25 protein-coding genes are annotated in these 23,921 nt (G+C 68.1%); 9 read left to right on the top strand and 16 right to left on the bottom strand.

Features of this window, described 5'->3' with window-relative positions; all coding sequences use genetic code 11:
* From ASG12_RS00485 to ASG12_RS00475, 3 genes are all read right to left on the bottom strand, one after another.
* The gene (locus ASG12_RS00485; RefSeq protein ID WP_055784076.1) at window positions 1-684 is read right to left on the bottom strand and encodes a histidine phosphatase family protein; all 684 of its coding nucleotides are present in this window, start codon (window positions 682-684) and stop codon (window positions 1-3) included.
* Window positions 685-759: 75 nt separating this feature from the next.
* Window positions 760-1,281, bottom strand: a complete 522-nt coding sequence (locus ASG12_RS00480; protein WP_055784074.1) for a hypothetical protein — start codon at window positions 1,279-1,281, stop codon at window positions 760-762.
* A gap of 117 nt (window positions 1,282-1,398) precedes the next feature.
* On the bottom strand, window positions 1,399-2,910 hold the full coding sequence (locus tag ASG12_RS00475; protein ID WP_055787292.1) for an MFS transporter: 1,512 nt from the start codon (window positions 2,908-2,910) through the stop codon (window positions 1,399-1,401).
* A gap of 99 nt (window positions 2,911-3,009) precedes the next feature.
* On the opposite strand from ASG12_RS00475, the gene ASG12_RS00470 reads away from it, so the two are divergent.
* Both ASG12_RS00470 and ASG12_RS00465 read left to right on the top strand, forming a co-directional pair.
* Window positions 3,010-3,768, top strand: coding sequence for a TetR/AcrR family transcriptional regulator (locus ASG12_RS00470; protein WP_055784073.1), 759 nt, complete (start codon window positions 3,010-3,012; stop codon window positions 3,766-3,768).
* Between the two features lie 86 nt (window positions 3,769-3,854).
* On the top strand, window positions 3,855-4,187 hold the full coding sequence (locus tag ASG12_RS00465; protein WP_055784071.1) for a helix-turn-helix domain-containing protein: 333 nt from the start codon (window positions 3,855-3,857) through the stop codon (window positions 4,185-4,187).
* 61 nt (window positions 4,188-4,248) lie between these two features.
* Here ASG12_RS00465 and ASG12_RS00460 read toward each other — a convergent pair whose 3' ends face one another.
* The 3 genes from ASG12_RS00460 to ASG12_RS00450 form a co-directional block, all read right to left on the bottom strand.
* Complete coding sequence (locus ASG12_RS00460) at window positions 4,249-4,809, bottom strand: hypothetical protein (protein ID WP_055787288.1); 561 nt, start codon at window positions 4,807-4,809, stop codon at window positions 4,249-4,251.
* Between the two features lie 85 nt (window positions 4,810-4,894).
* Window positions 4,895-5,560 (bottom strand): response regulator, encoded by a 666-nt coding sequence (locus ASG12_RS00455; RefSeq protein WP_156377860.1) that lies wholly within the window; start codon window positions 5,558-5,560, stop codon window positions 4,895-4,897.
* Window positions 5,553-6,806, bottom strand: coding sequence for a sensor histidine kinase (locus tag ASG12_RS00450; protein WP_055784069.1), 1,254 nt, complete (start codon window positions 6,804-6,806; stop codon window positions 5,553-5,555). The genes ASG12_RS00455 and ASG12_RS00450 overlap by 8 nt, the downstream gene beginning before the upstream one ends.
* A 147-nt stretch (window positions 6,807-6,953) precedes the next feature.
* Here ASG12_RS00450 and ASG12_RS00445 point away from each other — a divergent pair, with 147 nt between their 5' ends.
* Window positions 6,954-7,364 (top strand): VOC family protein, encoded by a 411-nt coding sequence (locus tag ASG12_RS00445; RefSeq protein ID WP_055784067.1) that lies wholly within the window; start codon window positions 6,954-6,956, stop codon window positions 7,362-7,364.
* 16 nt (window positions 7,365-7,380) lie between these two features.
* Here the strand turns inward: ASG12_RS00445 and ASG12_RS00440 are convergent, their stop codons facing one another.
* Window positions 7,381-8,418: a sigma-70 family RNA polymerase sigma factor gene (locus ASG12_RS00440; protein ID WP_055784065.1), complete on the bottom strand. Its 1,038-nt coding sequence runs from the start codon at window positions 8,416-8,418 to the stop codon at window positions 7,381-7,383.
* 39 nt (window positions 8,419-8,457) lie between these two features.
* Window positions 8,458-8,928, bottom strand: a complete 471-nt coding sequence (locus ASG12_RS00435) for a nucleoside deaminase (protein ID WP_235455671.1) — start codon at window positions 8,926-8,928, stop codon at window positions 8,458-8,460.
* 37 nt (window positions 8,929-8,965) lie between these two features.
* On the opposite strand from ASG12_RS00435, the gene ASG12_RS00430 reads away from it, so the two are divergent.
* The 3 genes from ASG12_RS00430 to ASG12_RS00420 all read left to right on the top strand — a co-directional run bounded on the left by ASG12_RS00430 (window position 8,966) and on the right by ASG12_RS00420 (window position 11,581).
* Window positions 8,966-9,748 (top strand): alpha/beta fold hydrolase, encoded by a 783-nt coding sequence (locus tag ASG12_RS00430; RefSeq protein ID WP_055784061.1) that lies wholly within the window; start codon window positions 8,966-8,968, stop codon window positions 9,746-9,748.
* Between the two features lie 179 nt (window positions 9,749-9,927).
* A complete protein-coding gene (locus ASG12_RS00425; protein ID WP_235455670.1) occupies window positions 9,928-11,061 on the top strand; it encodes a DUF222 domain-containing protein in 1,134 nt (377 codons plus the stop codon).
* A gap of 1 nt (window position 11,062) precedes the next feature.
* Entirely contained in the window at window positions 11,063-11,581 is a 519-nt protein-coding gene (locus ASG12_RS00420) for an HNH endonuclease signature motif containing protein (RefSeq protein WP_055784056.1), read from the top strand.
* A 236-nt stretch (window positions 11,582-11,817) separates the two neighbouring features.
* Here the strand turns inward: ASG12_RS00420 and ASG12_RS00415 are convergent, their stop codons facing one another.
* The gene (locus tag ASG12_RS00415; protein ID WP_156377858.1) at window positions 11,818-12,507 is read right to left on the bottom strand and encodes a TetR/AcrR family transcriptional regulator; all 690 of its coding nucleotides are present in this window, start codon (window positions 12,505-12,507) and stop codon (window positions 11,818-11,820) included.
* A 79-nt stretch (window positions 12,508-12,586) separates the two neighbouring features.
* Between ASG12_RS00415 and ASG12_RS00410 the strand changes: the two genes are divergently transcribed.
* A complete protein-coding gene (locus ASG12_RS00410) occupies window positions 12,587-13,729 on the top strand; it encodes an FAD-dependent oxidoreductase (protein ID WP_055784052.1) in 1,143 nt (380 codons plus the stop codon).
* 12 nt (window positions 13,730-13,741) lie between these two features.
* On the opposite strand, the gene ASG12_RS00405 is transcribed toward ASG12_RS00410, so the two are convergent.
* From ASG12_RS00405 to ASG12_RS00395, 3 genes are read right to left on the bottom strand one after another with little or no spacing between them, the layout of a single operon-like run.
* The gene (locus ASG12_RS00405; protein ID WP_055784050.1) at window positions 13,742-14,956 is read right to left on the bottom strand and encodes an SfnB family sulfur acquisition oxidoreductase; all 1,215 of its coding nucleotides are present in this window, start codon (window positions 14,954-14,956) and stop codon (window positions 13,742-13,744) included.
* A gap of 2 nt (window positions 14,957-14,958) precedes the next feature.
* Window positions 14,959-16,065, bottom strand: a complete 1,107-nt coding sequence (gene sfnG, locus ASG12_RS00400; protein WP_045821213.1) for a dimethylsulfone monooxygenase SfnG — start codon at window positions 16,063-16,065, stop codon at window positions 14,959-14,961.
* A gap of 60 nt (window positions 16,066-16,125) precedes the next feature.
* Entirely contained in the window at window positions 16,126-17,304 is a 1,179-nt protein-coding gene (locus ASG12_RS00395; protein WP_055784048.1) for an LLM class flavin-dependent oxidoreductase, read from the bottom strand.
* A 355-nt stretch (window positions 17,305-17,659) separates the two neighbouring features.
* Between ASG12_RS00395 and ASG12_RS00390 the strand changes: the two genes are divergently transcribed.
* Entirely contained in the window at window positions 17,660-19,000 is a 1,341-nt protein-coding gene (locus ASG12_RS00390) for an ROK family transcriptional regulator (protein ID WP_082501509.1), read from the top strand.
* A gap of 12 nt (window positions 19,001-19,012) precedes the next feature.
* Here ASG12_RS00390 and ASG12_RS00385 read toward each other — a convergent pair whose 3' ends face one another.
* From ASG12_RS00385 to ASG12_RS00370, 4 genes are all read right to left on the bottom strand, one after another.
* Entirely contained in the window at window positions 19,013-20,284 is a 1,272-nt protein-coding gene (locus ASG12_RS00385) for an MFS transporter (protein WP_055784046.1), read from the bottom strand.
* A 102-nt stretch (window positions 20,285-20,386) separates the two neighbouring features.
* Window positions 20,387-21,028, bottom strand: a complete 642-nt coding sequence (locus ASG12_RS00380) for a TMEM175 family protein (protein WP_055784044.1) — start codon at window positions 21,026-21,028, stop codon at window positions 20,387-20,389.
* Window positions 21,029-21,081: 53 nt separating this feature from the next.
* Window positions 21,082-21,930 carry an ABC transporter permease gene (locus tag ASG12_RS00375; protein ID WP_045821216.1) on the bottom strand — a complete coding sequence of 283 codons (849 nt, stop codon included), beginning with the start codon at window positions 21,928-21,930 and terminating at the stop codon, window positions 21,082-21,084.
* Window positions 21,927-22,928, bottom strand: a complete 1,002-nt coding sequence (locus tag ASG12_RS00370; protein WP_055784042.1) for an ATP-binding cassette domain-containing protein — start codon at window positions 22,926-22,928, stop codon at window positions 21,927-21,929. Before ASG12_RS00370 ends, ASG12_RS00375 begins: the two co-directional genes overlap by 4 nt.
* Before the next feature lie 232 nt (window positions 22,929-23,160).
* Between ASG12_RS00370 and ASG12_RS00365 the strand changes: the two genes are divergently transcribed.
* On the top strand, window positions 23,161-23,907 hold the full coding sequence (locus ASG12_RS00365; RefSeq protein WP_082501507.1) for a lysophospholipid acyltransferase family protein: 747 nt from the start codon (window positions 23,161-23,163) through the stop codon (window positions 23,905-23,907).
* The last annotated feature ends 14 nt before the right edge of the window (window positions 23,908-23,921 follow it).

Raw genomic sequence — 23,921 nt, 5'->3', positions numbered from 1 at the left:
TCAGCGGAAGGTCATCAGCGACCGGTCGGCGACGAGGTCGACGTGGGCGTGGTCGTTGATCGACACGATCGAGCAGCCCGATCCCCCGACGATGACCTTCGTGATCGAGGTGTTGATCATGGTGCGGGCGAGGGTGAGCCAGCGTTCATCGTCGAGGCCCCACAGGCGGGCGAGAACCGCGCAGATGGTGCCGGCCGAGGAGACCGCCAGCACCGTGCGCCCCGAACCCGCCTGTGCGACAGCGTCGTCCATCGCGGCATCGGCGCGCGACCGGTAGTCATCCCACGTCTCCGATCCGGCGACACGACGGGCGATCCAGTCCCGCAGGGAGTCGTCGAGGTGTGCCTGGAACCGCTTCTCGGCCGGGCTCTCGGTGCGGTCGGTGTCGCTGATGATGGCCTCGAGGTCGTACTCGTTCCACCGCGGATCCAGGCGGGGTTCGAGGTCACCGTCCGGTGCGGTGGGGAACTCCGCGAGGATGCGGGCCAGGGTCTCGCGCTGTCGCGCCAGGTCACCCGACACGGCGTGGTCGATGCGGCCGACACGTGCGGCGAGCGCCACGCCGGCCCGACGTGCCTGGTCGGCGCCGAGTTCGGTGAGACCGCCCTCGTGTTGTGCCCATGCGCCCGCGCCGTACGCCTGCGCACGCGCCTGCCCGTGCCGGACCAGATAGAGAACACCCATGTGTCCATCATCGCGGGCATGGGCCTGCCGGTGACGCAACGGGTGCGCCACCGGCAGGTCGGATCGGGTCGGGCCCTAGGAACCGAAGCAGAAGATGCCGGTGCAGGGCGGCGTGTAGGTGAGCGTGACAGTGAAGCTGCCCGAATTGTTGAAGTAGCCGTTGATGTTGTCGTTGATCGCGAACGTCACCGGCCCGGTGCCGGAGAGGATCGTGGGTCCGGCGCCGACGAGCACCGGGGTCGCCGTCCCGACCTTGCCGATGAGGGCGACGTAGTTCTGGCCGCCGATCACACAGGGCGAACTCGGTGAACCGCACACGACACCGGTGCGCCCGTTCGGTCCGACCGGGGTGATGGTGGGGTCATAGGTGGCGGTTCCGGTGGCGCTGACGGTGATCGGGGCGCCCGCGACGGCGACGACGCCGCTGTCGGCGAAGACCCCGTTCGACCCGGCGGTCTTCGCGTCGACGGTGATCGTCTTCGTGACCGGTGCGGCGTTGGCCGTCGCGGGGAGAGCGAGACCGACACCGGTGGCGACGGTGGCTGCGGCGAGGACCGAGCCGAGGCGGATGCGTGCAGTGCGTGAGACGGTGACCATCGGTCCCCCTGACGACGAGAACGGGCGTGGAGTGCGCCTGCGGCACCGGATTCTGCAGTACCGGGCATATGTACGGTAGCAAGGGTGCCGCGGAGGCATGGTCGATTCCGTCGGATCTCAGGCATCGACCTCGCTCCTGACCTCCGGTGCGCGGTCGCGTACACCGAGCATGCGCAGGCAGACGATCGCGGTGACGGCGAGGAGGATGGCGCCGACGAATGAGGCACCGTGCAGACCGGAGACGAAGGCGTCGCGCCCGGCGTCGAGGATGTCGCGGCCGACGCCGTCCCCGATGCGCCCTGCCGTCGCGACGGCACCTGCGAGGCTCTCGCGTGCGGCCGGGTCGGCGCCGGGTACGCCGGCGGGGAAAGCGTGACGATACAGCGCGTTGACGACCGAACCCAGGACGGCGATGCCGAGCGCACCGCCGAGTTCGCTGGTGGTCTCGAGCAATCCGGCGACCGACCCCGCCCGATCGGCCGGTGCGACACCCACCACGTGATCGGCCACCAACGCGGTCGTCGCGACCAGTCCCGCCGCCAACAGTCCCGCACCGACGAGCACCGCCGGTAGCGAGGCGGTACCGGTCATCGTGGCGAGCACCGCGAAACCCGCCGCGGCGACCAGCAGACCACCGCTCATCACCGCGGGTCGACCGAGGCGCGCGGCCAGGCTCGTCGCGGCAGGCGCTGCGAACGCGACCACCACGCTGGGTGCCAGGCTCCAGAGGGCGGCACGCAACGGGGAGAACCCGAGCACCGACTGCAGGTACTGCGTCATGAGGATCGCGTTCCCGATGACACCGAACATGGCGATCAGGTTGATCCAGATGGACGTGGCGAAGCGGCGATCGGCGAACATCCGCAGATCGATCAACGGGTGTTCGAGGTGGAGTTGACGCCGCGCGAAGACGACGCCGACGACGACCCCGACGGCGATGAGTCCGACACGGACGACGCTCACACCGTCGGTGCTCAGTGCCTTCACCCCACCCACGATCGGCAGCAGGGTCGCCAGGGCGAGAACCGAACTCGCCAGATCGATCCGACGTGTCCGATCGCCGGTGCCGCCGGGTAGCAGCAGGGGACCGACCACCACGAGGGCGACCATCACCGGGACGTTGATGAGGAAGACCGAGCCCCACCAGAAGTGCTCGAGGAGGAAGCCGCTGATGATCGGTCCGACGGCGACCCCGCCCGACATCACCGCCGACCAGGTGGCGACGGCGGTGGCCCGTTGCCTCGCGTCGTCGAACAGGTGGCGGATGAGCGCCAACGTCGACGGCATGAGGGTGGCGCCGGCGACGGCGAGCAGTGCCCGGGCGGCGATGAGGGTGGTGGCGCTGTCGGCGTAGGCGGCAAGGATCGACGCCGCGCTGAACCCGACGGCGCCGACCATCAGCAGTCGGCGGTGGCCGACGCGGTCGGCCACCGCGCCCATCGTGAGCAGCAGCCCGGCCAGGACGAACCCGTAGACGTCGAAGATCCACAGCTGTTGGGCGGGGCTGGGATCGAGGTCGGCGGAGATGAACGGGACGGCGAAGAACAGGACCGAGACGTCCATGGACACGAGCAGCATCGGCAGGCACAACGCGACCAGGCCCCACCACGGTGATCGACGAGCGGACATCGGCATCTCCTATCTGTGTATGGCATTAACTGTTTATGACGCACGCTGATGGTAGGAGGTATCTGCGTACAACGCAAGCAGTTCCTCTACGATGGCGGCATGACCGTCGAAACCCCCGCACTCCCGCGGTATCTCGAACTGCTCTGGGACCGCGAGGTCAAGGTGCGGCGGGGGCCCAAGCCCGGTGTCGGGATCAGGGACATCGGTGCGGCGGGCGTCGCGATCGCCGACCGGGACGGACTCGACGCGGTGTCGATGAAGGCCGTCGGCGCCGCACTCGGCATGACGACGATGTCGCTGTACCGCTACGTCGACTCCAAGGACCAGCTGCTGATGGTCATGCTCGACGAGGCCTACGGTCGGCCGACCCTGCGCTGGGGTGCGGGCGAGGAATGGCGCGCGCGGGCCCACCGGTGGTCACGGGCATTGGCCGATGCTCTCGTCGCCCACCCGTGGGTGGTGTCGGTGCCGCTGACCGCGGCGCCGCTCACCCCGCATGTGCTGGCCTGGACCGAGGCAGGGGTGCGTGCGCTCGAGGCCACGCCACTCGGAGCGCAGGACACCCTGTCGTCGCTCCTGGTCCTCGACGGCTTCGTGCGTAATCACGTCCGCCAGGCGATGCAACTCGGGGCGATCGGACCCGACGGCACGCCGACGCCCGACGACGGTTCCTACGAGTCGACGATCGCCGCGGTCGTCGACGAGAAGCGTTACCCGGCACTCCTGCGCGCCGCGCAGGAGATCCGCGCTGGGGAGCCGTCGGAGTTCTACGAGCACGAACTCGCGTTCGGTCTCGGTGTCGTGCTGGACGGGGTCGCGGCCCGCATCGACGCCGTCGTCGGGGGCGATCCGCTGTGAGCGGAATCGGCTCGTCGGTACGGCATGCGTTGGCGGGGCCGCACTACGTTGGGGAGAACGTATCCCGACGACAGCCGGAGGCATCGATGGCAGATCATCTCCACGTGGTGGCCCCGGCCGACCCGGAACCGGCCCCACTGCTGCGCCAGCTGCTCGGCGACACCCTCCGTTCGGCGCGTCGCCGTCAGGAACGGACCCTCAAGGACGTGGCCGAGCGGGCCGGCGTCTCGATGACCTACCTGTCGGAGATCGAGCGCGGCCAGAAGGAGGCGTCGTCGGAGGTCGTCGGTGCCGTCACCCGTGCGCTCGGCGGCAACCTCGTCGACCTGCTCACCGAGATGACGACCCGCGCCATCCCGGCACCCGCGCCCGCGACGCATCCCGGCGGCGACAAGGTCGCCATGCGCGCCGTCGCCTGATCCCGGGGCGGCTCAGCCGCCTGTACCCCGGGCGGCTCAGCCGTCTGTGACCCGGGGCGGCTCAGCCGCCGATGTTCGGGTTGTCGTCCTCTGTGATGTCGACGCCGTTCTTGCTCGATGACGAGCTGATCGAGCTGATCGACGAGTTCACCGCGTCGACCCCGGAGGCGTCGCCGCCCTTGAGCTTGTCGAACGCGGCCTCCACGGTGTCGCCGACCTTGGCCAGCGGCGCCGCGATCGCCTTGCACAACGTAGGGTTGGCCTTCACGTCCTCGCTCGCCAGACGCACCTCACGCTTGATGAACAGGGCCGCGACACCGCCCTTGACCGTGGCGGTGATCCGTCCGTCGGCGCCCTTCTTGAACGTGCCCGCCTTGTAGGGCTTGTAGAGGTAGCGGTGGAACGCGCCGAACGCGAGACCGCTGTGCAGCACGAACTTGGTCTTCGCGAACGAGGTGGTGTTGCTCGTCGGGCAGTCGGTCGAACCCGCGTCCGCCGAACCGCTCACCGCGGCGCTGGTCGGGGCGGCGCTGCTCGACGCCGAATCCGACGACGACTTGCAACCGGACACGATCAGCACCGGCGCGAGCAGCAGGACGAGGACGGTCAGCAGTTTCTTCATCGACACTGCCTACCACAGAGGCGCGCGACCACCTAGTGATCCGAAAGCCTTTGTGCACCAATCGGACACAATGGACATCACCGGTTCAGGTGCGTTGCACTCCCGCGTCGTGCACCAGCAGGGCGATCTGCACGCGGTTGGTCAACGCCAACTTGTCGAGGATGTGCGAGATGTGGCTCTTCACTGTCGCCACCGTCACGAACAGCTCGCGCGCGATGTCGGCGTTCGAGAGTCCCTGTGCGACAGCGACGGCGACGCGCTGCTCCCCGGGGGTGAGTTCGGCGATCTGGCGGGTCGCGGTCGCCGAGCGCGCGTCGCGATCGGGTTCGGTGACCTGTTCGATCAACCGTCGCGTGACCTGTGGCGACAGGATCGGATCCCCGGCGACGACGGCGTGCAACGCGGCGACCAGATCGGCAGGCGGGGTGTCCTTCAGGAGGAACCCGTCGGCCCCGGCCCGCAACGCGGCGACCACCAGATCGTCGGCGTCGAAGGTCGTCAGCATCACCACGTGCGGCGGCGACGGCAACGCGCTGAGGCGCTCGGCCGCGGTCAGCCCGTTCACCCCGGGCATGCGGATGTCCATCAGGACCACGGTGGCACCGGTCTCGGCGACCAGCTCGGCGATCCCGTCGCCGTCGGCCGCCTCGCCGACGATCTCGATGTCGGGGTCACCGCTGAGCATGGTGCGCAACCCCGCGCGGACCAGCCACTCGTCGTCGACGAGAAGGAGTCGTATCGCCTCAGGCACCCATCGCTCCTGTCTCCCAGGGAAGTCGCGCGCGCAGCACGAACCGGTGGTCGACGACGCCGTGCGCCAACTCGCCCCCGGCCAGGGTCACGCGCTCGTTGAGTCCGGTCAGACCCGTTCCGGTGCCGGGTATCTCGGGAAGTCCCATGCTGTGGTTCAGCGGTTGGCTCACCGAAATCGACAACCCGCGTCCGGGCCCACCGGCGATGTCGACGGCCACCGGTACCCGGCCACCGTGCTTGCGCGCGTTGGTCAAACCCTCCTGCACGATCCGGAACGCGGCACGCCCCACCACGCCGGGTACGTCGTCGCTGCGATCGACCTCGATGTGCGGGGTGATCACCGCGCCGGCCTGCCGGGCCTCCGCGAACAGGCTCGGCACGTCGGCCAACGACTGTGTCTGCGCGGCGAGGTCGTCGGATTCCTCACGCAGCATGAGGATCACGTCGCGCAGGTCCTCGAGCATCTGGTGGACGCCGCTGCGGATGACCCCGGCGGCGCGCGCGATGTCCTCCGGAGGAGCATCGGGGCGGTACTCGAGGGCGCCCGCGTGCACCGACAACAGACTCATCCGGTGGGCGAGCACGTCGTGCATCTCCCGCGCCAGGCGTTCGCGTTCGGTCGCCCGCGCGGCGCCGAGTCGTTCGCGCTGTTCGGATTCCGCGCGGCGGGCACGTTCGGCGAGAGAGATCAGCAGCTGTCGGCGGTTGCGGACCGAGGTACCCCATCCGACGGCCACCGCGATCAACAGCACCAGGAACGTGGCGTTGAAGAAGAAGCCGTTGTCGTCACCGATGATCGTCAGGTTGGCCATGCCCGCGGCGATACCGAGCGCGGCGACGCCGATGGTGTGTCGGAAGGGGCGATGCACCGCGAGCGAGAAGATCGCCAGGTACGCCGCTCCGCCGGCGCCCGCGAACGGGATCGACATGATGTTGACGATGATCGCGATCGGCAGCGGCCAGCGTCGGCGCCACACCAGCAACAGGCAGCCGATCGCACCCACGACGAGGTCCACCGGCAGGTCGATCGTGTGCCCGTGGAAGTACGGCAGGGCGCCGAGGAGTCCGATGAACGCGGCCAGGGCGATGACCAGGATGTCGACGACGACGTCGCGGGGACTGCGACGGCCAGTCAGCGGCCGCGGGTCGTCCTCCAGTTCGGCGCGCACCGCACCCGGCAGCCAGGGGCGGCGCAGACCGCCGGCCGGCGGACTCCCGGGACCCGGCATCGCAGAGATCGACATGGTCGACCCATCGTGACCCATCGATGCCCGTGCGCGCATCCGGCCAAAGACTGATCCGAGACGGTACCGATGAGTTCTCGCCTCGACCCGGGTCTTCATCGGTGACCCGCCGCGACCCCGCGGTGACCACACTCAGGAGGAGCCCCCATGTCCCGCATGCTGTTCGTGAACCTGCCCGTCGCCGACGTCTCGGCCTCCCGCTCGTTCTTCACCGGTCTCGGGTTCGACATCAACGAGGCCTTCTCCGACAAGACGACCATCAGCGTCGTCCTCAGCGACATGGCGACCGTGATGATGCTGCAGACCGATCGCTTCCGGTCGTTCCTCGCCGACGGCGACATCACCGACACCTCGACCTCACGCGAGGCGCTGCTCGCCATCTCCGCCGACAGCCGTGAGGCCGTCGACGCCCTCGCCGACGCGGCCCTCGCAGCCGGTGGGTCGCAGTGGACCGATCCGCAGGACCACGGGTTCATGTACGGCCGAAGCTTCCGTGATCTCGACGGCCACGCGTGGGAGGTCGTGTGGATGGACCCCGCGCAGATGCCCGCCGAGTAGTCCCGGCTCGGGGCGGTCAGTCGTTGGACGCGGTCGCCGGGAGGCCGAAGCGCGCGAACTCGGCCACCAGGTCGCCGGCGAAGAACGCCACCACGTGGCGCACCGAGCCGTCGGCGTCGAGATCGAGCACCTGCAGCTGAAACGGCCGGTGCACCCCGTCGTCGCCGATCATGTACAGCCCGAATGCCGGCTGCCCGCCGTTGGCGGTGGTCGGCAGCAGGATCTGATCGCCCGCCTTCTCGGCCGGGCAGTTGCCGCGGATGAGCTTCCCGATCTGCTCGCCACCGAGGTACCAGCCGGTGAACGGCGGCATCTCCCAGATCGAGGAATCGGTGAACATCGACACGATGGCATCGACGTCGTAGTCCTGGAAGGCGGCCACGTAACGCTCGAGGGTCTCGCGCTTCGTGGTCTCGTCGAGCTCCGCGACCGAGTCGCGTTCGGGTGCAACTTCTTTGAGCTGGGTGCGGGCACGCTGCAGCAGGCTGTTCACGGTCGCGACGGTGAGGCCGAGGGTGTCGGCGACCTCGGCGGCCCGCCAGGCGAGAACATCCCGCAGGATCAGCACGGCCCGCTGTCGTTCGGGCAGGTGCTGCAGCGCGGCGATGAACGCGAGCCGGATCGATTCCCGAGACCCCACGACCTGGGCCGGATCGGCCGATTCGGGAGGCGCCGCAGCGTCATCGGCGTAGGGCTCGAGCCACGGGACCTCGTGATCCTGCAGCAGGGGCGCCTCGGGGTCGTAGGCGTCGCCACCCAGCCCGCTGGGGAGCGGACGACGCTTCTTGCTCTCCAGTGCGGTGAGGCAGGTGTTGGTGGCGATCTTGTGCAGCCAGGTGCGCACCGACGCCCGCTGGTCGTATCCCGCGTACCCGCGCCAGGCCCGGATGTAGGTCTCCTGCAACAGATCCTCGGCGTCGTGGTGGCTTCCCATCATGCGGTAGCAGTGCGCCATGATCTCACGGCGGTAGGGCTCGATGATCTCGAGGAACTCGCGGTCGGTGACCGTCTGAGCGGATGTCTTCGCTGCCGGTGCGGTGGGCTGGGCTGTCATGCGTGCCAGGGTACGAAGAATCGGACAGTTGCGCAGCGGTTACGGCGACCAGAAACCGGCGTGTACCTCGCGGGCCTTCGGCAGGTCGACGGGGCCGCGGACCTCGATCTCGCGCACCCCGCGGGCGAAGACCTCGCGGCACGGGAGATCGAGGACGGGGTTGCTCGGATCGGCGCCGGCCAAGTCACGTAGCTCCGACTCGGCCAGGGCGTACACCACCGTCCCGATGCCGGCCCAGTAGATGGCGCCCGCGCACATCGCACACGGTTCGGTGCTCGCGTACATGGTCATGGTCGACAGGTCCGCGCGGCTGATACGGCCGCCCACCGTGCGCACGAGGTTCGTCTCGGCGTGGCCGGTCGGATCGCGGTCGGTGACCACGGTGTTGAGGCCGCTGCCGACCACCGTCCCGGACCGGCCCACCAGCACCGCCCCGAACGGGTGGTCGCCGCTCGCACGTGCCTGTTCGGCGAGGTCGATGGCCTGGAGGAGGAAACTCACGTCGTCCACGTCTCCGACGGTAACAACATGCGGTTGGATTGCGTCCGTGTCCCGCAACCCCGTCATCACCCGAGGATCCGGTGTCCCGGTGCTCCTCGTGCACGGTTGGGCCGTCGACCATCGGATCATGCTGCCGCTCGACGAGTCGTTCGCCTCGCACCCCGGTGCCTGGCGTCGGATCTATGTGGATCTGCCCGGCTTCGGGTCATCGGCCGTCGGCCCGTCGGTCTCCCACGCCGACGACATCGCCGCCGACCTCGACGACGTCATCGACCGCGAGATCGGGAGGCGTCCCTTTGCCGTGGTCGGCAGCTCGTTCGGGGCCGGTCTCGCGCGCCGGCTGGCGGTGCGGCGCCCGGATCAGGTTCTCGGAGTGGCGATGCTGTGCCCGACCGCCGAACCGATCGCGTCGCGCAGGCTCCCCGAGACGCGGGCGGTCGAGGTCGACGAGAACCTCCTCGCAGGACTCGCGGAGTCCGACCGCGACCAGTTCACCGCGGTCACCACGCGACAGACCGCCGACGTGTGGCATCGGTTCGAGCAGTACGTGTTGCCGGGTCTGCGCGCAGCGAACCCCGATGTGGTCGAACGCATCCGGCCGACGCTGTCGCAGTCGCCGGAGACGATGGGTCCGCCCTACCCCGGTCCGGTCCTGATGATGCTGGGCCGCAACGACACCGTCGTCGGCTGGCGCGACCAACTCGATCTCGCCGAGCACTATCCGAACGCGACCGTCGTCATCGTCGACAGGTGCGGCCACAACGTCCACCTCGAACACCCCGAACTCGCCCACCACCACCTCCACACCTGGCTGGACGCACTCTGCTGACTGTGTGGCTCGTGCTGACTGTGACGAAAGTCGAGTCGAGTGTGCAGACAGCGCAGCGCTCGCCGACAGCGAAACGACGCACACTCGGCGAAGAGTTTCGGCACAGTCAGCGGCACTAGAAGATGGCCGCGGCGGGACGTATGCCGACAAGGCTGACTGTGTGGAAACGGCCGTCGAGTGTGCTGACAACACACCGCACGCCGACGACGAAACAACGCACACTCGACGGCCGGCTTCCGCACCGTCAGCGGCAGGAGAAACCAACCACCCACCCGAAATACACTCACGTTCAACACTATTCACTAAATTCAACCTCCCACCCCTCGAACACGCGTGCTAAAATAGACGTACAGTCACACCGGGGGAGGGGGCAGTCCGTGAGCGATCTCGTGGCGAAATACGCTGCCCTGCAGGCCCTGGTGAAGGAGATCGCCGAAGAGACCGCAGACGCCCACGACGACGAGACCGTCGCGCAACTGGCGATCGACCACCACACCGTTGTCCGCCAATTCGAGTCCATCGGTAACCAGCGGATCCTCGAGGTCTCCGACCGGGACGCTCACAAGGCTGTCGGATGCGTGACGGTCACCGAGTTCCTGCAGACGAAACTGCGGATCACCCAGCCGAAGAAGCGGTTACAGGCAGTACAGGCGTTGGAGCCGATGCACGCGATGACCGGTGAGAAACTGCCACCCGCCTGCCCGAACACCGCTCGCGAGTTGGCAGCCGGAACGATCGGCCCCGATCACGTCCACGCGGTACTCGACGTGTTGAAGAAGATCCCCTCGGCCGTCGATGTGGAACAGCGAGCGCGGGCCGAAGAAGTCCTGGCCGAATTCGCCACCACACTCACGCCCAAAGAGATCGGCGCCGCCGGCGTGCGGATCCTCGCCCACCTCGACCCCGACGGCAGATTGACCGACGACCGCGACCGCGCCCGGAGTCGGAAGCTGAACCTCGGGTGCCAGGACTCGCAGTTGATGTCGAAGCTGATCGCCACGTTGGATCCGATCACGCGTGCTCTGTTCGACGTCGTGTTGGCGAAGTGGGCGGCTCCCGGGATGAACAATCCCGACGACGATCAGTCCCCGAATGGGGATCACGCCGACGCCGACCCGCAGTTGCTGAAAGATGCAGCTGACGGGGGGCCATCGATCGCAGTCTCAGCGCAACCGTTGACTAGGTGCGCGACGATGCGCCGACCGTGCCGAAAAGCGCGATCGAGCGTGCTCTGTTCGGAGGTGACCTGCGTGTGTTCGAAGCACGCTCGATGTCGATTTTCGGCACGGTCAGCGGTTTTTCAGACCCAATGACGTGATCACGCTGGCTGCCGACGCCCAGACGCATCTGGCGGTGTTCAGCGACATGACGAATGAACCCTTGTTGTTCGGTCGCGGCCGGCGCCTCGCGTCGCAAGCGCAGCGGTTGATGGCGTTCACCCAGTACAAGGGTTGCAGCAAAGACGACTGCACGACACCGTTCGCCCACACCGAAATGCATCACGCCGAAGTCGATTGGGCCGACGGCGGAAACACCGACTCGCCACACATGGCACCCGCATGCGGACGCCACAACCGCGTCGTCGGTTCTGAACCGCATCAGTGGTCCACCGAGAAGATTTCGGATGGACCTGACGGGGGCCGCTACGGCTGGCGACGTAACACCGACCCGCCCGACCAGCTCCGCGCCAACCAGCTACACAGAATCGACGAGCTCCTCGAACGGCATTCCCGGGGAGACGATCCACCGTGCCCCGAGCGGAGTGAACCGCCGCCGGCTCGGAGGTTCGACCTCACCTGGCCGCGGGCTCCGCTGTACCTCGCTGCCTCGTAGGTGGTTGCGTTCTAACGCCGCTGAGTGTGCGGAAAGTCGTCGTCGAGTGTGCGCTGTACGACTGTGAACTCACGCGACGCGGTCAGCACACTCGACTGAACTTTCCACACACTCAGCACCATCGCGACTGAACTTTCCGCATACTCAGCACCATCTCGCGACTGGACTTTCTGCGCACTCAGCACCACCGTGCGACTGGACTTTCCGCACACTCAGCACCACGACTTTCTGGACACTCAGCCGTCGCGCCTACGTGTCTCGATGCCGGTGAGGATCAGGTCGATGCCGGCGAGGAATTGGTCGCGGTCGTCGTGATCTCGGAGGGCGGGAGCCATCTGGCGGACGAACGGGAACTCGACCGGATCGAGGTCGGCCCATCGATCCGCCATGGCGGCGAGCTGCGTCGCCCGGTCACCCAGATGCGTTCGTGTGCGGGCAGTCTGGGCGTTCTCGGCGTTCTGGCCCGCGACGCCGAGCACGTAGTTCACCAACGCCGACGTCGCATCGAAGGCCTCCCGGGGCGACAGCGCGCCGAGGGCCACCACCCGGCTGCCGATGCTCTCGAAGAATCGCATCAGCGACCGCTGCCCGGCCTCGCGAGGTAGCTGCCCGCCGACCCACGGGTGCGCGTCGATCGCATCGAACATCCCCACCGCGACAGTGCGAATGGCCCGCGCCGCGTCGTCCTCGTCGACCACCGACGACACGACCGGTTCGACGACCACCGACGTCGCTGCACCCAACAGTTCGTCCTTGTTCGCCACGTGGTGATAGATCGCGCCCGCACCGGTGTTCAACCGCGTCGCCAATACGCGGAACGTCAGACCGGCGGCGCCGTCGACGTCGAGGATCGCGACAGCCTCCTCCACGATCCGATCTGTCGACAACGCATCGGTGCGGCGCTCAGCTCGTCGCGTCGTGGGCATGCCCCATCTTGACATTGTTGGAACGACGTTCCAAGCTTGTTGTAATGGAATGGCGTTCCAACGAAGGAAGGAGAAGCCCATGAACACGAACATCACGATCATCGGCGCAGGTCTGGGCGGTCTGGTGCTGGCGCGGGTCCTGCACGTCCACGGCATCGCCGCGACGATCTACGAGGCCGAACCGTCGGCAATGGCCCGCACTCAGGGCGGCCAGCTCGACATCCACGAGCACGACGGCCAGGTCGCCCTGGCGGCCGCCGGCCTCACCGACGAGTTCCGCGCGATCATTCACTCCGGAGGCGAGGCCATGCGGATCGTCGACCGACACGCGACGCTGCTCTACGAGGACGTCGACGACGGCACCGGCGGCCGCCCCGAGGTCCTGCGCGGCGACCTGCGGCGCATCCTCATCGAGTCGCTGCCCGCCGACACCATCCGCTGGGGCGCGAAGGTGGCCGACACCCTCTCCCTCGGCGACGGTCGACACCGGGTCGTCTTCGACGACGGGTCGAGTGTCGAGACCGGTCTCCTCGTCGGGGCCGACGGCGCGTGGTCGAAAGTCCGCCCGCTGCTGTCGGATGCGACGCCGCAGTACTCGGGGATCACCCTGGTCGAGACCTACCTGCACGATGTCGACCACGAGCACCCGGAAGCAGCCGCCGCGGTCGGTGACGGCGCCATGTTCGCGCTCGCGCCCGGACGATCGATCTCGGTGCACCGGGAGGCGAATGCCGTCCTGCACACCTACGCCGCGGTGGTCGAACCCCTCGACTGGTTCACCGGCCTCGACGTCACCGACCCCGCCGGGATCGCGACCGTCATGACGGGTTTCGCCGACTGGGCGCCGGCGTTGACGTCGCTGATCACCGACCACGACACGACACCGGCACTGCGCCCGATCCACGGCCTGCCCATCGGGCACGAATGGTCACAGCGGTCGGGCGTGACCCTCGTCGGCGATGCCGCGCACCTCATGCCACCGGCTGGTGACGGTGCGAATCTCGCGATGATCGACGGCGCCGATCTCGGGCTGGCGATCGCCGCGCACCCCGACGACCTCGACGCGGCGATCGCGAGCTACGAGAAGTCGATGTTCCCGCGCAGTCGCGCCGCCGCCGACGACTCGGCCGCGATGCAGGAGTTGTTGTACGGCGATCGCGCCCCGCACTCCCTGGTGGAGTTCTTCACCGGCGCACACGCGACTGCCACCGCCGAGGGCTGACTTCCGACGGGGTCAGACCGTGGCGCTCAGCGGCGGTGGTGTCCCGCGCAGCACGAATCGGCCGATGTGCTGGTACTTCCAGCGGACCGGGTCGTGCAACGTATGCGTGCGGGCGTTGCGCCAGAAGTGCGACAGGTTGAGTTCATCGACGGCGCTGCGGGTTCCGCTCACCTCGAACAGCGCCGACGACACCTCGGTCGCCGCGCGATCCGACACGATCTTGGCCGTCGCGACGGCCGTGGAGGCCTCGGCGGCGAGCAGACGGGGATCGTCGGGTGAGGTGATGGTGGCGTCGACCGCGCGGGCGGCGGCGTCGAGTGTCGCCTCGGCCGTCGAGACGAGCACAGCGAGTTCGCCGAAACGCTGCACCAACAGCGGGTCGTCGATGGCGTTGTCGACACCGGCCTCGAACCAAGGACGCGATTCGGTCCGTACGAAATCGACTGCGGCATAGAGCGCGCCGGCGGCGATACCGGTGTCGATGGCCGCGTGGATCAGCTGCGAGAACGCCCCGTAGGCGGCGGGCACCTCGACTGCAGGGGTCCGCGGGACGAGGTCGTCGTCGGCGACCGCCACCGAGGTGAATCGCGCTGTCCCGCTGCCGGTGGTGCGCTGCCCGATGCCGTTCCAGTCGTCGATCAACTCGACGCCATCGGCGTCGGGCGAGACGAACACGACGTACTCACCCGGCTTGTGGTCGCCGTCGGCCTCGTCGAGTCGGGCCAGAACGGCCAGCCGCGTGGCGAACAGCGTGCCCGTGCAGTAGAACTTCTCGCCGTCGAGTCGGAAGACGTTGCCGTCGCGCGTGATCCGGGTGTCGACGCCGTCGGCGAACGCGGTCGCCCGTTCGGCCTGCGCGTTCGCGACCCGACCACCGGCGAGGACGTGGGAGAAGTGTCGCGCCTTCTGCTCGTCGGTCCCGGCGAGGCGCAGGAGGTTGAGATTCGTGAAGTGGCTGTGCGGGATCTGTGCGACGTTGGGGTCGGCCGCGGCCAGGATGCGCACCACCTCGGCCACGGTCGACGGCGGCAGATCCGGCCCGCCGAACGCGGCGGGGACGGTGATCGCGAGCAACCCCGACGCCGACAGGGCCTCGATCTCGGCGTGGGGTAGCGACCGCTGACGGTCGCGGTCCGCCGCGCCCGGACCGAAACGCGCAGCCAGACAGCGAGCGGAATCGACTGCCTGGGAGTGGGTCTCGATACGGGCGGCGACGGATGCGGTCATGACTAGACCGAGACCTTCTCGGCGGCCTCGAGCTCACGCACGAGCGGCATGACCTTCTCGCCGAAGTACTCGATCTCTTCCTGGAAGTGCAGGAAGCCACCGAGGATGAGGTCGACGCCGAGCTTCTTGTAGGCGACGATCCGCTCGGCGATCTGCTCGGGCGTGCCGATCAGCTGGGTCTTGAACCCGTCGTTGTACTGGACGAGGTCCTCGAACTTCGAGTCGGCCCACATGCCCTTGCCGTCGGAGGTGGACTTGCCGGCCTGCTGCACCGAGTCGCGGAAACCCTCCACCGCAGGCTTGTTGGCCTTCTCGATGATCTCGCGCAGGGTGTCGCGGGCTTCCTTCTCCGTGTCACGGGCGATGATGAAGCCGTTGAGGCCGAACTTCGTCTCGCGGTTGTGGGCCTGGGCGACCGAGCGCAGGTCCTCGATCTGCTCGGTGACGCCGTCGAAGTCCTTGCCGTTGGAGAAGTACCAGTCGGCGAACTGACCACCGTTGCGGCGGGCCGCCGAGGAGTTGCCACCCTGGAACAGCTCCGGGTTCGGGCGCTCGGGGGTGTTGAGCGGCTTGGGCTTCAGGCTGAAGTCGCGGATCCGGTAGAAGTCGCCGGCGAACTCTACGTTGTCCTCGGTCCAGATCTTCCGGATGACCTCGAGGAACTCCGCGCTGCGACGGTAACGCTCGTCGTGCTCGAGCCACGGCTCACCGAGGGCCTTGAACTCGCCCGAGAACCAGCCCGAGACGACGTTGATCGCGAAGCGGCCGTTCGACAGGTGATCGGCGGTGGCGCCGAACTTCGCCAGCACGGCGGGATGCCACAGACCGGGGTGGATCGCGGTGATCACCTTGAGCTTCTCGGTCGCCATCAGCAGTGCGAGGGAGAACGACGTCGACTCGTGCTGGAACTCGGCGCCGTAGGACGCCATGTACCGCACCTGCGACAGCGCGTACTCGAACCCGACCTTCTCGGCGGTCTGCGCGAGCTTCTTGTTGTACTCGAACTCCCAGTTGGTGCGCTGCTCGATGTCGCTGGTGACCAGGCCACCGCTCACGTTGGGGACCCAGTAGGCGAACTTCACTTCGTCGGCGATCTTCTCGGTGCTCATCTCATGTCTTTCGTGTTCGGGATACAGCTGGATGTCGGGTGGGCGAAACAGAACGGCGTGTCAGGATGCGCCTGCGCGCTCCAGCGTAGGCAGGAACGCCCCCTGCACAGGGTGCGCCGTGGCGTCTCCACTGTCGATGAGACCACGCCGCGCGAGTGCGGGACGCACGCCCTCTCCCACGTGGTACGCCTCCTCGAGATGCGGATAGCCCGAGAGGATGACGTGGTCGATACCGAGATCGGCGTACTCACCGATCCGCTCGGCGACCTCCTCGTACGACCCGACGATGGCGGTACCGGCACCACCGCGGACCAGTCCGACGCCGCTCCACACGTTCGGGTGGATCTCGAGCGCGCGGGCGTCACCACCGGCGACGAATCCCGACCCGCCGCCGTGGAGCTCCCGCATGCGTCGCTGTCCCACCGACTCCGACCGCGCCAACGCGGCCTGGGCGTCGGCGACGACGCCGGGATCGAGAGCGGAGAGCAGGCGGTCGGCCTCGGCCCAGGCCGCCTCGGAGGTCTCACGGGCGATGACGTGGAAGCGGATCCCGAAGTCGACCGTGCGGCCGGTTGCGGCGGTGAGATCGCGGATCCAGTCGATCTTGTTCGCGACCGCGGCGGGCGGTTCACCCCACGTGAGGTAGGTGTCGGCGTGACCGGCGGCGACGGTCCCCGCGGCCGGTGACGACCCGCCGAAGAAAATCGGGGGCAGCGGATCCGGGCGCAGCGCGAGCGACGCTCCCTCGACACGAATGTGCTTGCCGTTGAACGTCAACGGCTCGTCGGAGGTCCACAGGTGCCGCACGATGTGCAGGAACTCGCCGGACCGCTCGTAGCGTGCGTCATTGGAGAGGAAGTCGCCGAACGCGCGCTGTTCGGCCGATTCGCCGCCGGTGACGACGTTGAGCAGCAGACGCCCACCCGACTGCCGCTGCAGCGTGGCCGCCATCTGCGCGGCGAGGGTCGGGCTGGTGAGCCCGGGCCGCAGTGCCACCAGGAACTTCAGGGTCTCCGTCGACTCGACGAGCATCGCCACCGACAACCAGGCGTCCTCGCACCACAGGCCGGTCGGGGTGAGGACCGACTCGAAGCCGTTGATCTCCGCGGCCCCGGCGAGCTGGCGCAGATACCGCAGGTCTGCCGGCCGGTCGCCCGACATCGCGGCGCCGTGGCCGCCCGCCATCAGGTTCCGCGAATCGCCGTACGTCGGCAGGAACCAGTGGAGACGCAGGGACACGGTGTCCTCTCGGGGAGACAGGGGGCGGATGACACCCCGGCCCGTGCGTGCACGTGGACGAGGTCGCGCTCCAGTCTGGCCGCGTACCGATCCACGGGCAGGGGTTGGAATCGCGGTGATCGAAAAGCCCTCGTGCGGCTGCCTTTGCCGTGGTCGGCGGCTCTTGCTAGATTGCGCTCATGCCGAGCACGACGTCGTACATCCCGGAGGTCACCTACGTGATCACCGCGTTGGGCTGCCGTCTGCCGTTCGCACGTCTTCTCTGTCGCACGAATCTCTGACCTCTTCTCAGACATTCGTTCTCCACATCCACGCAGTTCACGCGCGGTGTGGCACATTCGACAGGGACACCTTCATGACCGCTTCACTCGATCATCTCTCGACCCGTACCCGCCGTCCGGCGCAGACCCGCACCCGACTGTCCGGACCCCGACCCGGTAGTGGTTCCCGTCCGCTGGCGATCGGTGTCGCCGACGGGCCCCTCACCGGCCAATCGCTGCGAACCAGGACCCCGACCATCCACATCGCGACCCCTCAACTCCAGCTGTCGACGCGCCCGTCGGCCGTGGTGTTGCGGACCGCGCGACTGCAGGGCCCCATCTTCCGAGACGACGCCGCGGCCGGTTCGGGTCTGTCCATCTCGACGGTGAACCGCCAGGTCAGCGCCCTGTTGAAGGCGGGTCTCGTGCGGGAGCGCGCCGATCTCGCGCCCGCCGGCGCCATCGGTCGCCCGCGTCTGCCGTTCGAGGTCAACGTCGCCGACTTCCTCACCGTCGGCATCCACATCGGTCTCAAGGTCACCTCGATCACCACCCACGACCTGCTGCACCGTGTGGTCGGCGCGATCCAGATCCCGACCCCCGCGGGCGACAACCCCGAACAGACGCTGACCGCGATCGGCCTGTCGGCCCGTCGCTTCGCCTCCCGCTGGCCCTCGCAGCGACTCCTGTGGACCGGCGTCGCCATTGGTGGCCGCGTCGCCGAGGGCGGTTTCGTCGATCATCCGCGACTGGGCTGGACCGCCGCGCCCGTCGGACCGGTGCTCTCGCAGACCATCGGACTGCCGGTGTCGGTCGCCTCGCACGTCGAGGCGATGGCCGCCGCGGAGCTGCTGGTGAACCCGCAGCAGTCGGTGGGTACCGACGAGCCGGGGAGCTTCCTGTACTTCTACGCCCGCGAGATGGTGGGCATCGCGTTCACCGTCGGCGGCACGGTCTACACCCCGAGCGCCGGCCCGCCCGTGATCGGCCACTTCCCGAGCGGTCCGACCACGCTTCTGGACCCGCGGCGCACCGGCACCCTCGAGGCGTCGGCGAGCGACACCGGCGTGGTGGACGCGGCGCGTGCCGCCGGTCTGGCCGTCGAGTCCATCGAGGACGTGCACGCCGCGGCCGCCGCGGGTGACGACACCGCCTCGGCGATCCTGCTCGAGCGGGCCGAGGTGCTCGGTCGCGCGGTGTCGCTCATCGCCGACATCTTCAACCCCGACCACGTGATCCTGGGCGGTCAGGCCTTCACCGACGCCCCGTCGACGCTGCCCGCGGTGGCCCGCGCCGTTCGGGCGACGCCGGCGGCGAGCAACCGCGATGTCCGTGTGACGCGCGCGGGTGCCGGCGTGCAGCAGCAGGCCGCAGGCGCGGTGTCCCTCGACGCGATCTACAGCGATCCGATCGGAGCTCTCGCTCTCACCGCGTGAGACCTGGGCCCCTCACGGAGTGAGACCTGAGACACCGACCGGTTCGGTCTCCTCTGTGAAGTCGACCGCGGTGGCCTGCGCGCCCACCAGGGTGAGTACGGCCACCGCGACCGCGGCGATCGCGACGGTCACCGACAACGCCATCGGGTAGCCCCATCGCTCCGAGAGGTGTTGCTGGATAGGCAGGTTCAGCGCGGCGATCACGTTTCCGAGCTGATAGGTGACGCCGGGGTAGAAGCCGCGGATGGCGTTGGGCGACATCTCCGACAGGTGCGCGGGCACCGACGCCCAGGCGCCCTGTGTCGCGGCCTGGATGAGGAACGAACCGAGACACAGCATCCCGGCCGTGGTCGAGTAGGCGAAGATCGGGATGATCGGCAGGGTCAGGACGGCCCCGACGAGGATGGCGCCCTTGCGCCCGATACGGTCCGACGCCCAGCCGAGGACGAATCCACCGATGATCGCTCCGACGTTGTAGATCACCGCGATCCAGGTGGCGGTCGTGGCGTCGAGGCCTGCGCCGCGGTTCTCGTCGGACTTGAGGAACGTCGGGTAGAGATCCTGGGTACCGTGCGACAGGAAGTTGAACGCGGCCATGAGGATCACGAGGAACACGAAGCGCCGCAGCACCTTCGGGTTGAGGAACACCGTGCGGACCGAGGTCTTGTTCTTCTCCAGCAGCGCCTTGGTGTTCACCCACACCTCGGACTCGCGGACGTTGAGTCGGATGATGAGGCTCACGAACGCGGGGAGGATCGACAGCGCGAACAGGTACCGCCAGCTCAACCCGAGCCACGAGTTCACCACCAGGAACGCGACCGACGCCAGCAGGTAACCGCCGGCGTATCCGCCCTGCAGGATCCCGGAGAAGAAGCCGCGACGATGCGCGGGCACCTTCTCCATCGACAGTGCCGCTCCGAGCCCCCACTCGCCGCCCATGCCGATGCCGTAGAGCAGTCGCAACACGAACAGCACCCAGTAGTTCGGGGCGAAGGCGCACAGGAAGCCGATGACCGAGTACAGGCACACGTCGACGATGAGCGGGGTCCGGCGACCGATCTTGTCGGCCCAGATGCCGAACAGGTACGCCCCGACCGGTCGCATCACCAGGGTGACCGTGGTCAGGTAGGCCATCTTGTCGAGTGAGACACCGAAGTCGTCGGCGATCTCCTTGTAGACCAACACCAGGATGAAGTAGTCGAACGCATCCATCATCCAGCCGAGATAGCTCGCCGCGAAGGCCGAACGTTGGTCGGTGTCGAGTCTCTCGCCGGCTGAGCGCATGCGTGGAGTGTCCGTCCCGTCGCCATGGTGTCTGTGGCTAACGGCTTACCCGAGCGTGGAGCGAATTGCCAGACGGCCCAGCAGCTTTGACCGAGATGCGCGTTATGTCGGAGATGGTCGGGTGCGGGCCCGGTGTTCGATCGCACGGTTGGTCACGCCGGACACGGCGAGTGCGATGAACAGCGTCTCGATGCCGTGTCGGGGGAGGAGGAAGGCCACGGGTACCGCGACGAGGTATGCGATCAGATCGAGCAGCAGCTCGGTCGAGCGGCGGCGCAGCGACCGCACCGGGAGGGTGTCACGCGTCGCCTCGGCGCGTATCGACAGCAGCGCCACGATGGCGACGATGTTGACCGCGGCGTAGACCGTGGCCGCGACGCCTGCGGCATCACCGTGGCGGGCGAGCAGTGACGCCGCGAACGGCATCGCCGTCACCGCGAGAAGCAGCAGGAACGTCCGGCGGATCATCGCCGGGGTGGACACCGCGACCCGGCGCATCTCGCGATGATGGCGCCGCCAGTAGTTGGCGATCACGTAGAAGCTGATGAGGAACGACAGATACGACGGCATCTGCTCGTACAGCGCGTCGTCGCGTCGTCGCGTCGTCGCATCGTCGGGGAAGTCCGGGACGCGGACGTCGATGACCAGCAGGGTCATCGCGATGGCGAACACACCGTCGGTGACTCCGAACAGTCGCCCGATCGATCTCTCCTCGACCGCTGGGTCCTCCGGTGCGCTCGTCACCCGGCGAGGTTAACCCTCGCCGGGTGACGTGGCGTGGCTCGGCGTGAGACCGGTCAGTCGACGGTGCGCTTGTTGTAGGCGCGCAGCGCGAACGGGGCGAGGATTGCGGTGAGCCCGATGGTCCACAACACGGTGGCGAGCACCGGGTGGTGCAGCGGCAACTGCGCCGAGGGTGCTGCGGCGGGACCGTTGCCCCACAGCTCACGCATCGCCTGCACGAGCGACGAGATCGGGTTCCACTCGGCGATCACGCGCAACCACGTCGGCATGGGCCCGGTGGGGACGAACGTGTTGGCCAGGAACGTGATCGGGAAGAGGACGGTGAACATCACACCGTTGACCGCCTCGACCGACCGCATGAGCGATCCGACCAGGATGCCGAACCAGATCATCGCGAACCCGAACAGGAGGATCAGCGCGAACGCGCCGATCGCCTCGCCGACACCGTTGCGGATGCGCCACCCGATGAGAAGACCGGTCACGGCCATCACCGCGATACCGATCGACGAGTGCATGAGGCTGGCGATGCTGCGGCCGATCAACACCGACGACCGTGCGATGGGCAGCGACCGGAAGCGGTCGATGATCCCCTTCTCGAGGTCGGAGGTGATGCCGGTGGCCACGACGAACGCCGAGAACACGATGGTCTGCCCCATGATCCCGGGTAGCAGGAACTCGCGGTAGGAGACGCCGCCGGTGTCGGTGATGGACGCGCCGAAGACGAACGCGAACAGCAGCACGAACATGATCGGCTGGATGGTCACGTCGGAGAGCATCTCCGGCATGCGCTTGGTGTGGATCAGGTTGCGCTTGACCATGATCCACGACTGCTGGGCGAGGTTGGTGTCGCGGATCTCCGGGCGGGTGATCACGACGGTGGGTGCGGGGGCGGTGGTGGTCATACCGAGGTCTCCTGAGCTGAGGTGGCGGGATCGGTGTCGGCGGCGTTGTCCTCGGCGGTGTGGCCGGTGAGGGAGAGGAACACGTCGTCGAGGCTGGGGCGCGAGAGCCCGATGTCGTCGACGGCGATGCCGCTCTCGGTGAACCAGCCGATCACCCGGTTGAGATCGGCGAGACCGTCGGCGGGTGCGGTGAGTCGGCGCGCGCCGAGATCGACGAACACCTCGCCACCGGTCTTGCGGAGCAGGCCCTCGGCGGCGCCGATGTCGTCGGCGTGCGACACGGTGAGCACCAGGCTGGCCTGGCCGGCCTGTTCCTTGAGCTGCAGCGGCGAACCCTCGGCGATGATCCGACCCTTGTCGATGACGACGATGTTGTCGGCGAGTTGGTCGGCCTCTTCGAGGTACTGCGTGGTCAGCAGCAGGGTGGTGCCCTGTTTGACCAACGCGCGCAACACATCCCACAGCTCCGAACGGCTGCGGGGGTCGAGTCCGGTGGTCGGCTCGTCGAGGAACAGGACCGGGGGCGCGGCCAGCAGGCTGACCGCGAGGTCGATCCGTCGGCGCATACCGCCCGAGTAGCCCTTCACCGGACGGTCGGCGGCGTCGGTGAGCGAGAACTGCTCGAGCAGCTGGTCGCCGATGGCCTTCAACTGCCTGCGGCCGATGCCGTAGAGCCCACCGATCATCATGATGTTCTCGCGGCCGGTGAGGATCTCGTCGACGGTGGCGGCCTGACCGGTGAGCCCCATCGCGCGACGGATCTGCTTCGGCTGGCTGACCACGTCGTATCCGGCGATGCGTGCGGTCCCGCTGGTGGGCGGGGTGAGGGTCGTCATCATGCGGACCGTGGTGGTCTTGCCGGCGCCGTTGGGGCCCAGGAGCCCCAGGACGGTGCCCTCGGGGACGGTGAAGCTCACACCGTCGACAGCGGTCTGGTCGCCGAACTTCTTGACGAGGTCGATCGCCTCGATGGCGGGCGCGGAGGTGGGTGCGGACATGGGTGTCAAGGTAGCGGTCGAGTCCGACAAATCGCCATGGGATTTGCGGGTGGTCACCTCGGGTACGGGGATCATGGAACGGGCTCCTCGAGAGATCGGGCGTGATGGTCGCGGTTGCGTCGGCGGGTGGTGGATGCAGGGGTTGACCGGCGCGGTACGCAGAACTCATCGGTGATGTCGTCGGAGAGGGACCAAACCCGGCGGGACGGGAAACCTACGGTACCGTAAGTTCATGGCATCGACGCCGCCCATCGCGGTGACCCTGGAGAACGCCGACGACGTGTACGGCTACTACGCCGAGCATCGGCAACCTCGCCTCAAGGCGCGTTTCGCCCACTTCGCGCTCGCGGCCAAGTTCCGTCCACGGGTGTCGTATGCGGACGACTCACGTCCGGAACTCGCGCAGGCCGTGAAGGAGCAGGTCAGACTGGTCATCTGCATCAATCACCTCGCCGACACCGACCAGTACATCGCTGCCGCCGCCGTCGCGCGCTCGCCGATCCGAGCGTTGATCGGCCGCATCCGGGTGTTGGCCAAGAACGATCTGTTCGACGATCCCCGGCAACGCGCGAACCTCGACATGATGGGGTGCATACCCGTCTTCCGTGCTCGCGACAACGACCCGGAAACCGCTGCGGCGGCGAGTCGCCGCATGATCGCGGTGTGCGTCGAACGTGGTGTCGGCGGCGACAGCATCGCTGTGTTCCCCGAGGGCACCCGCAACGACGCCGACCCGTCGACCCTCCTGCCCCTCGCGTCCGGTTTCGGTCAGATCGCCGTGGGCATCGCCGCGCAGGCTCCGGTCGCCGTGGTCCCGATGGGGATCGCCTACCGCGCCGGTACCCGGGTCGGCGCCGCTGTCGTGCTGGGTCGCCCGCGCGTCGTGTCCGCGGACGAGGCGGTCGCCGACGTGACCGGTGCGCTGCGCGATCGCCTGCAGCACGCGGTCGACCTCGCCCGCGCCCGGTCGGCGCACTGATCAACGGTCGCGGA

It is taken from the genome of Williamsia sp. Leaf354 (genome assembly GCF_001424365.1).
Taxonomy (GTDB): domain Bacteria; phylum Actinomycetota; class Actinomycetes; order Mycobacteriales; family Mycobacteriaceae; genus Williamsia_A.
Note: the sequence above shows the minus strand (reverse complement) of the source record. Positions and strands in the feature narration are given on the sequence as shown.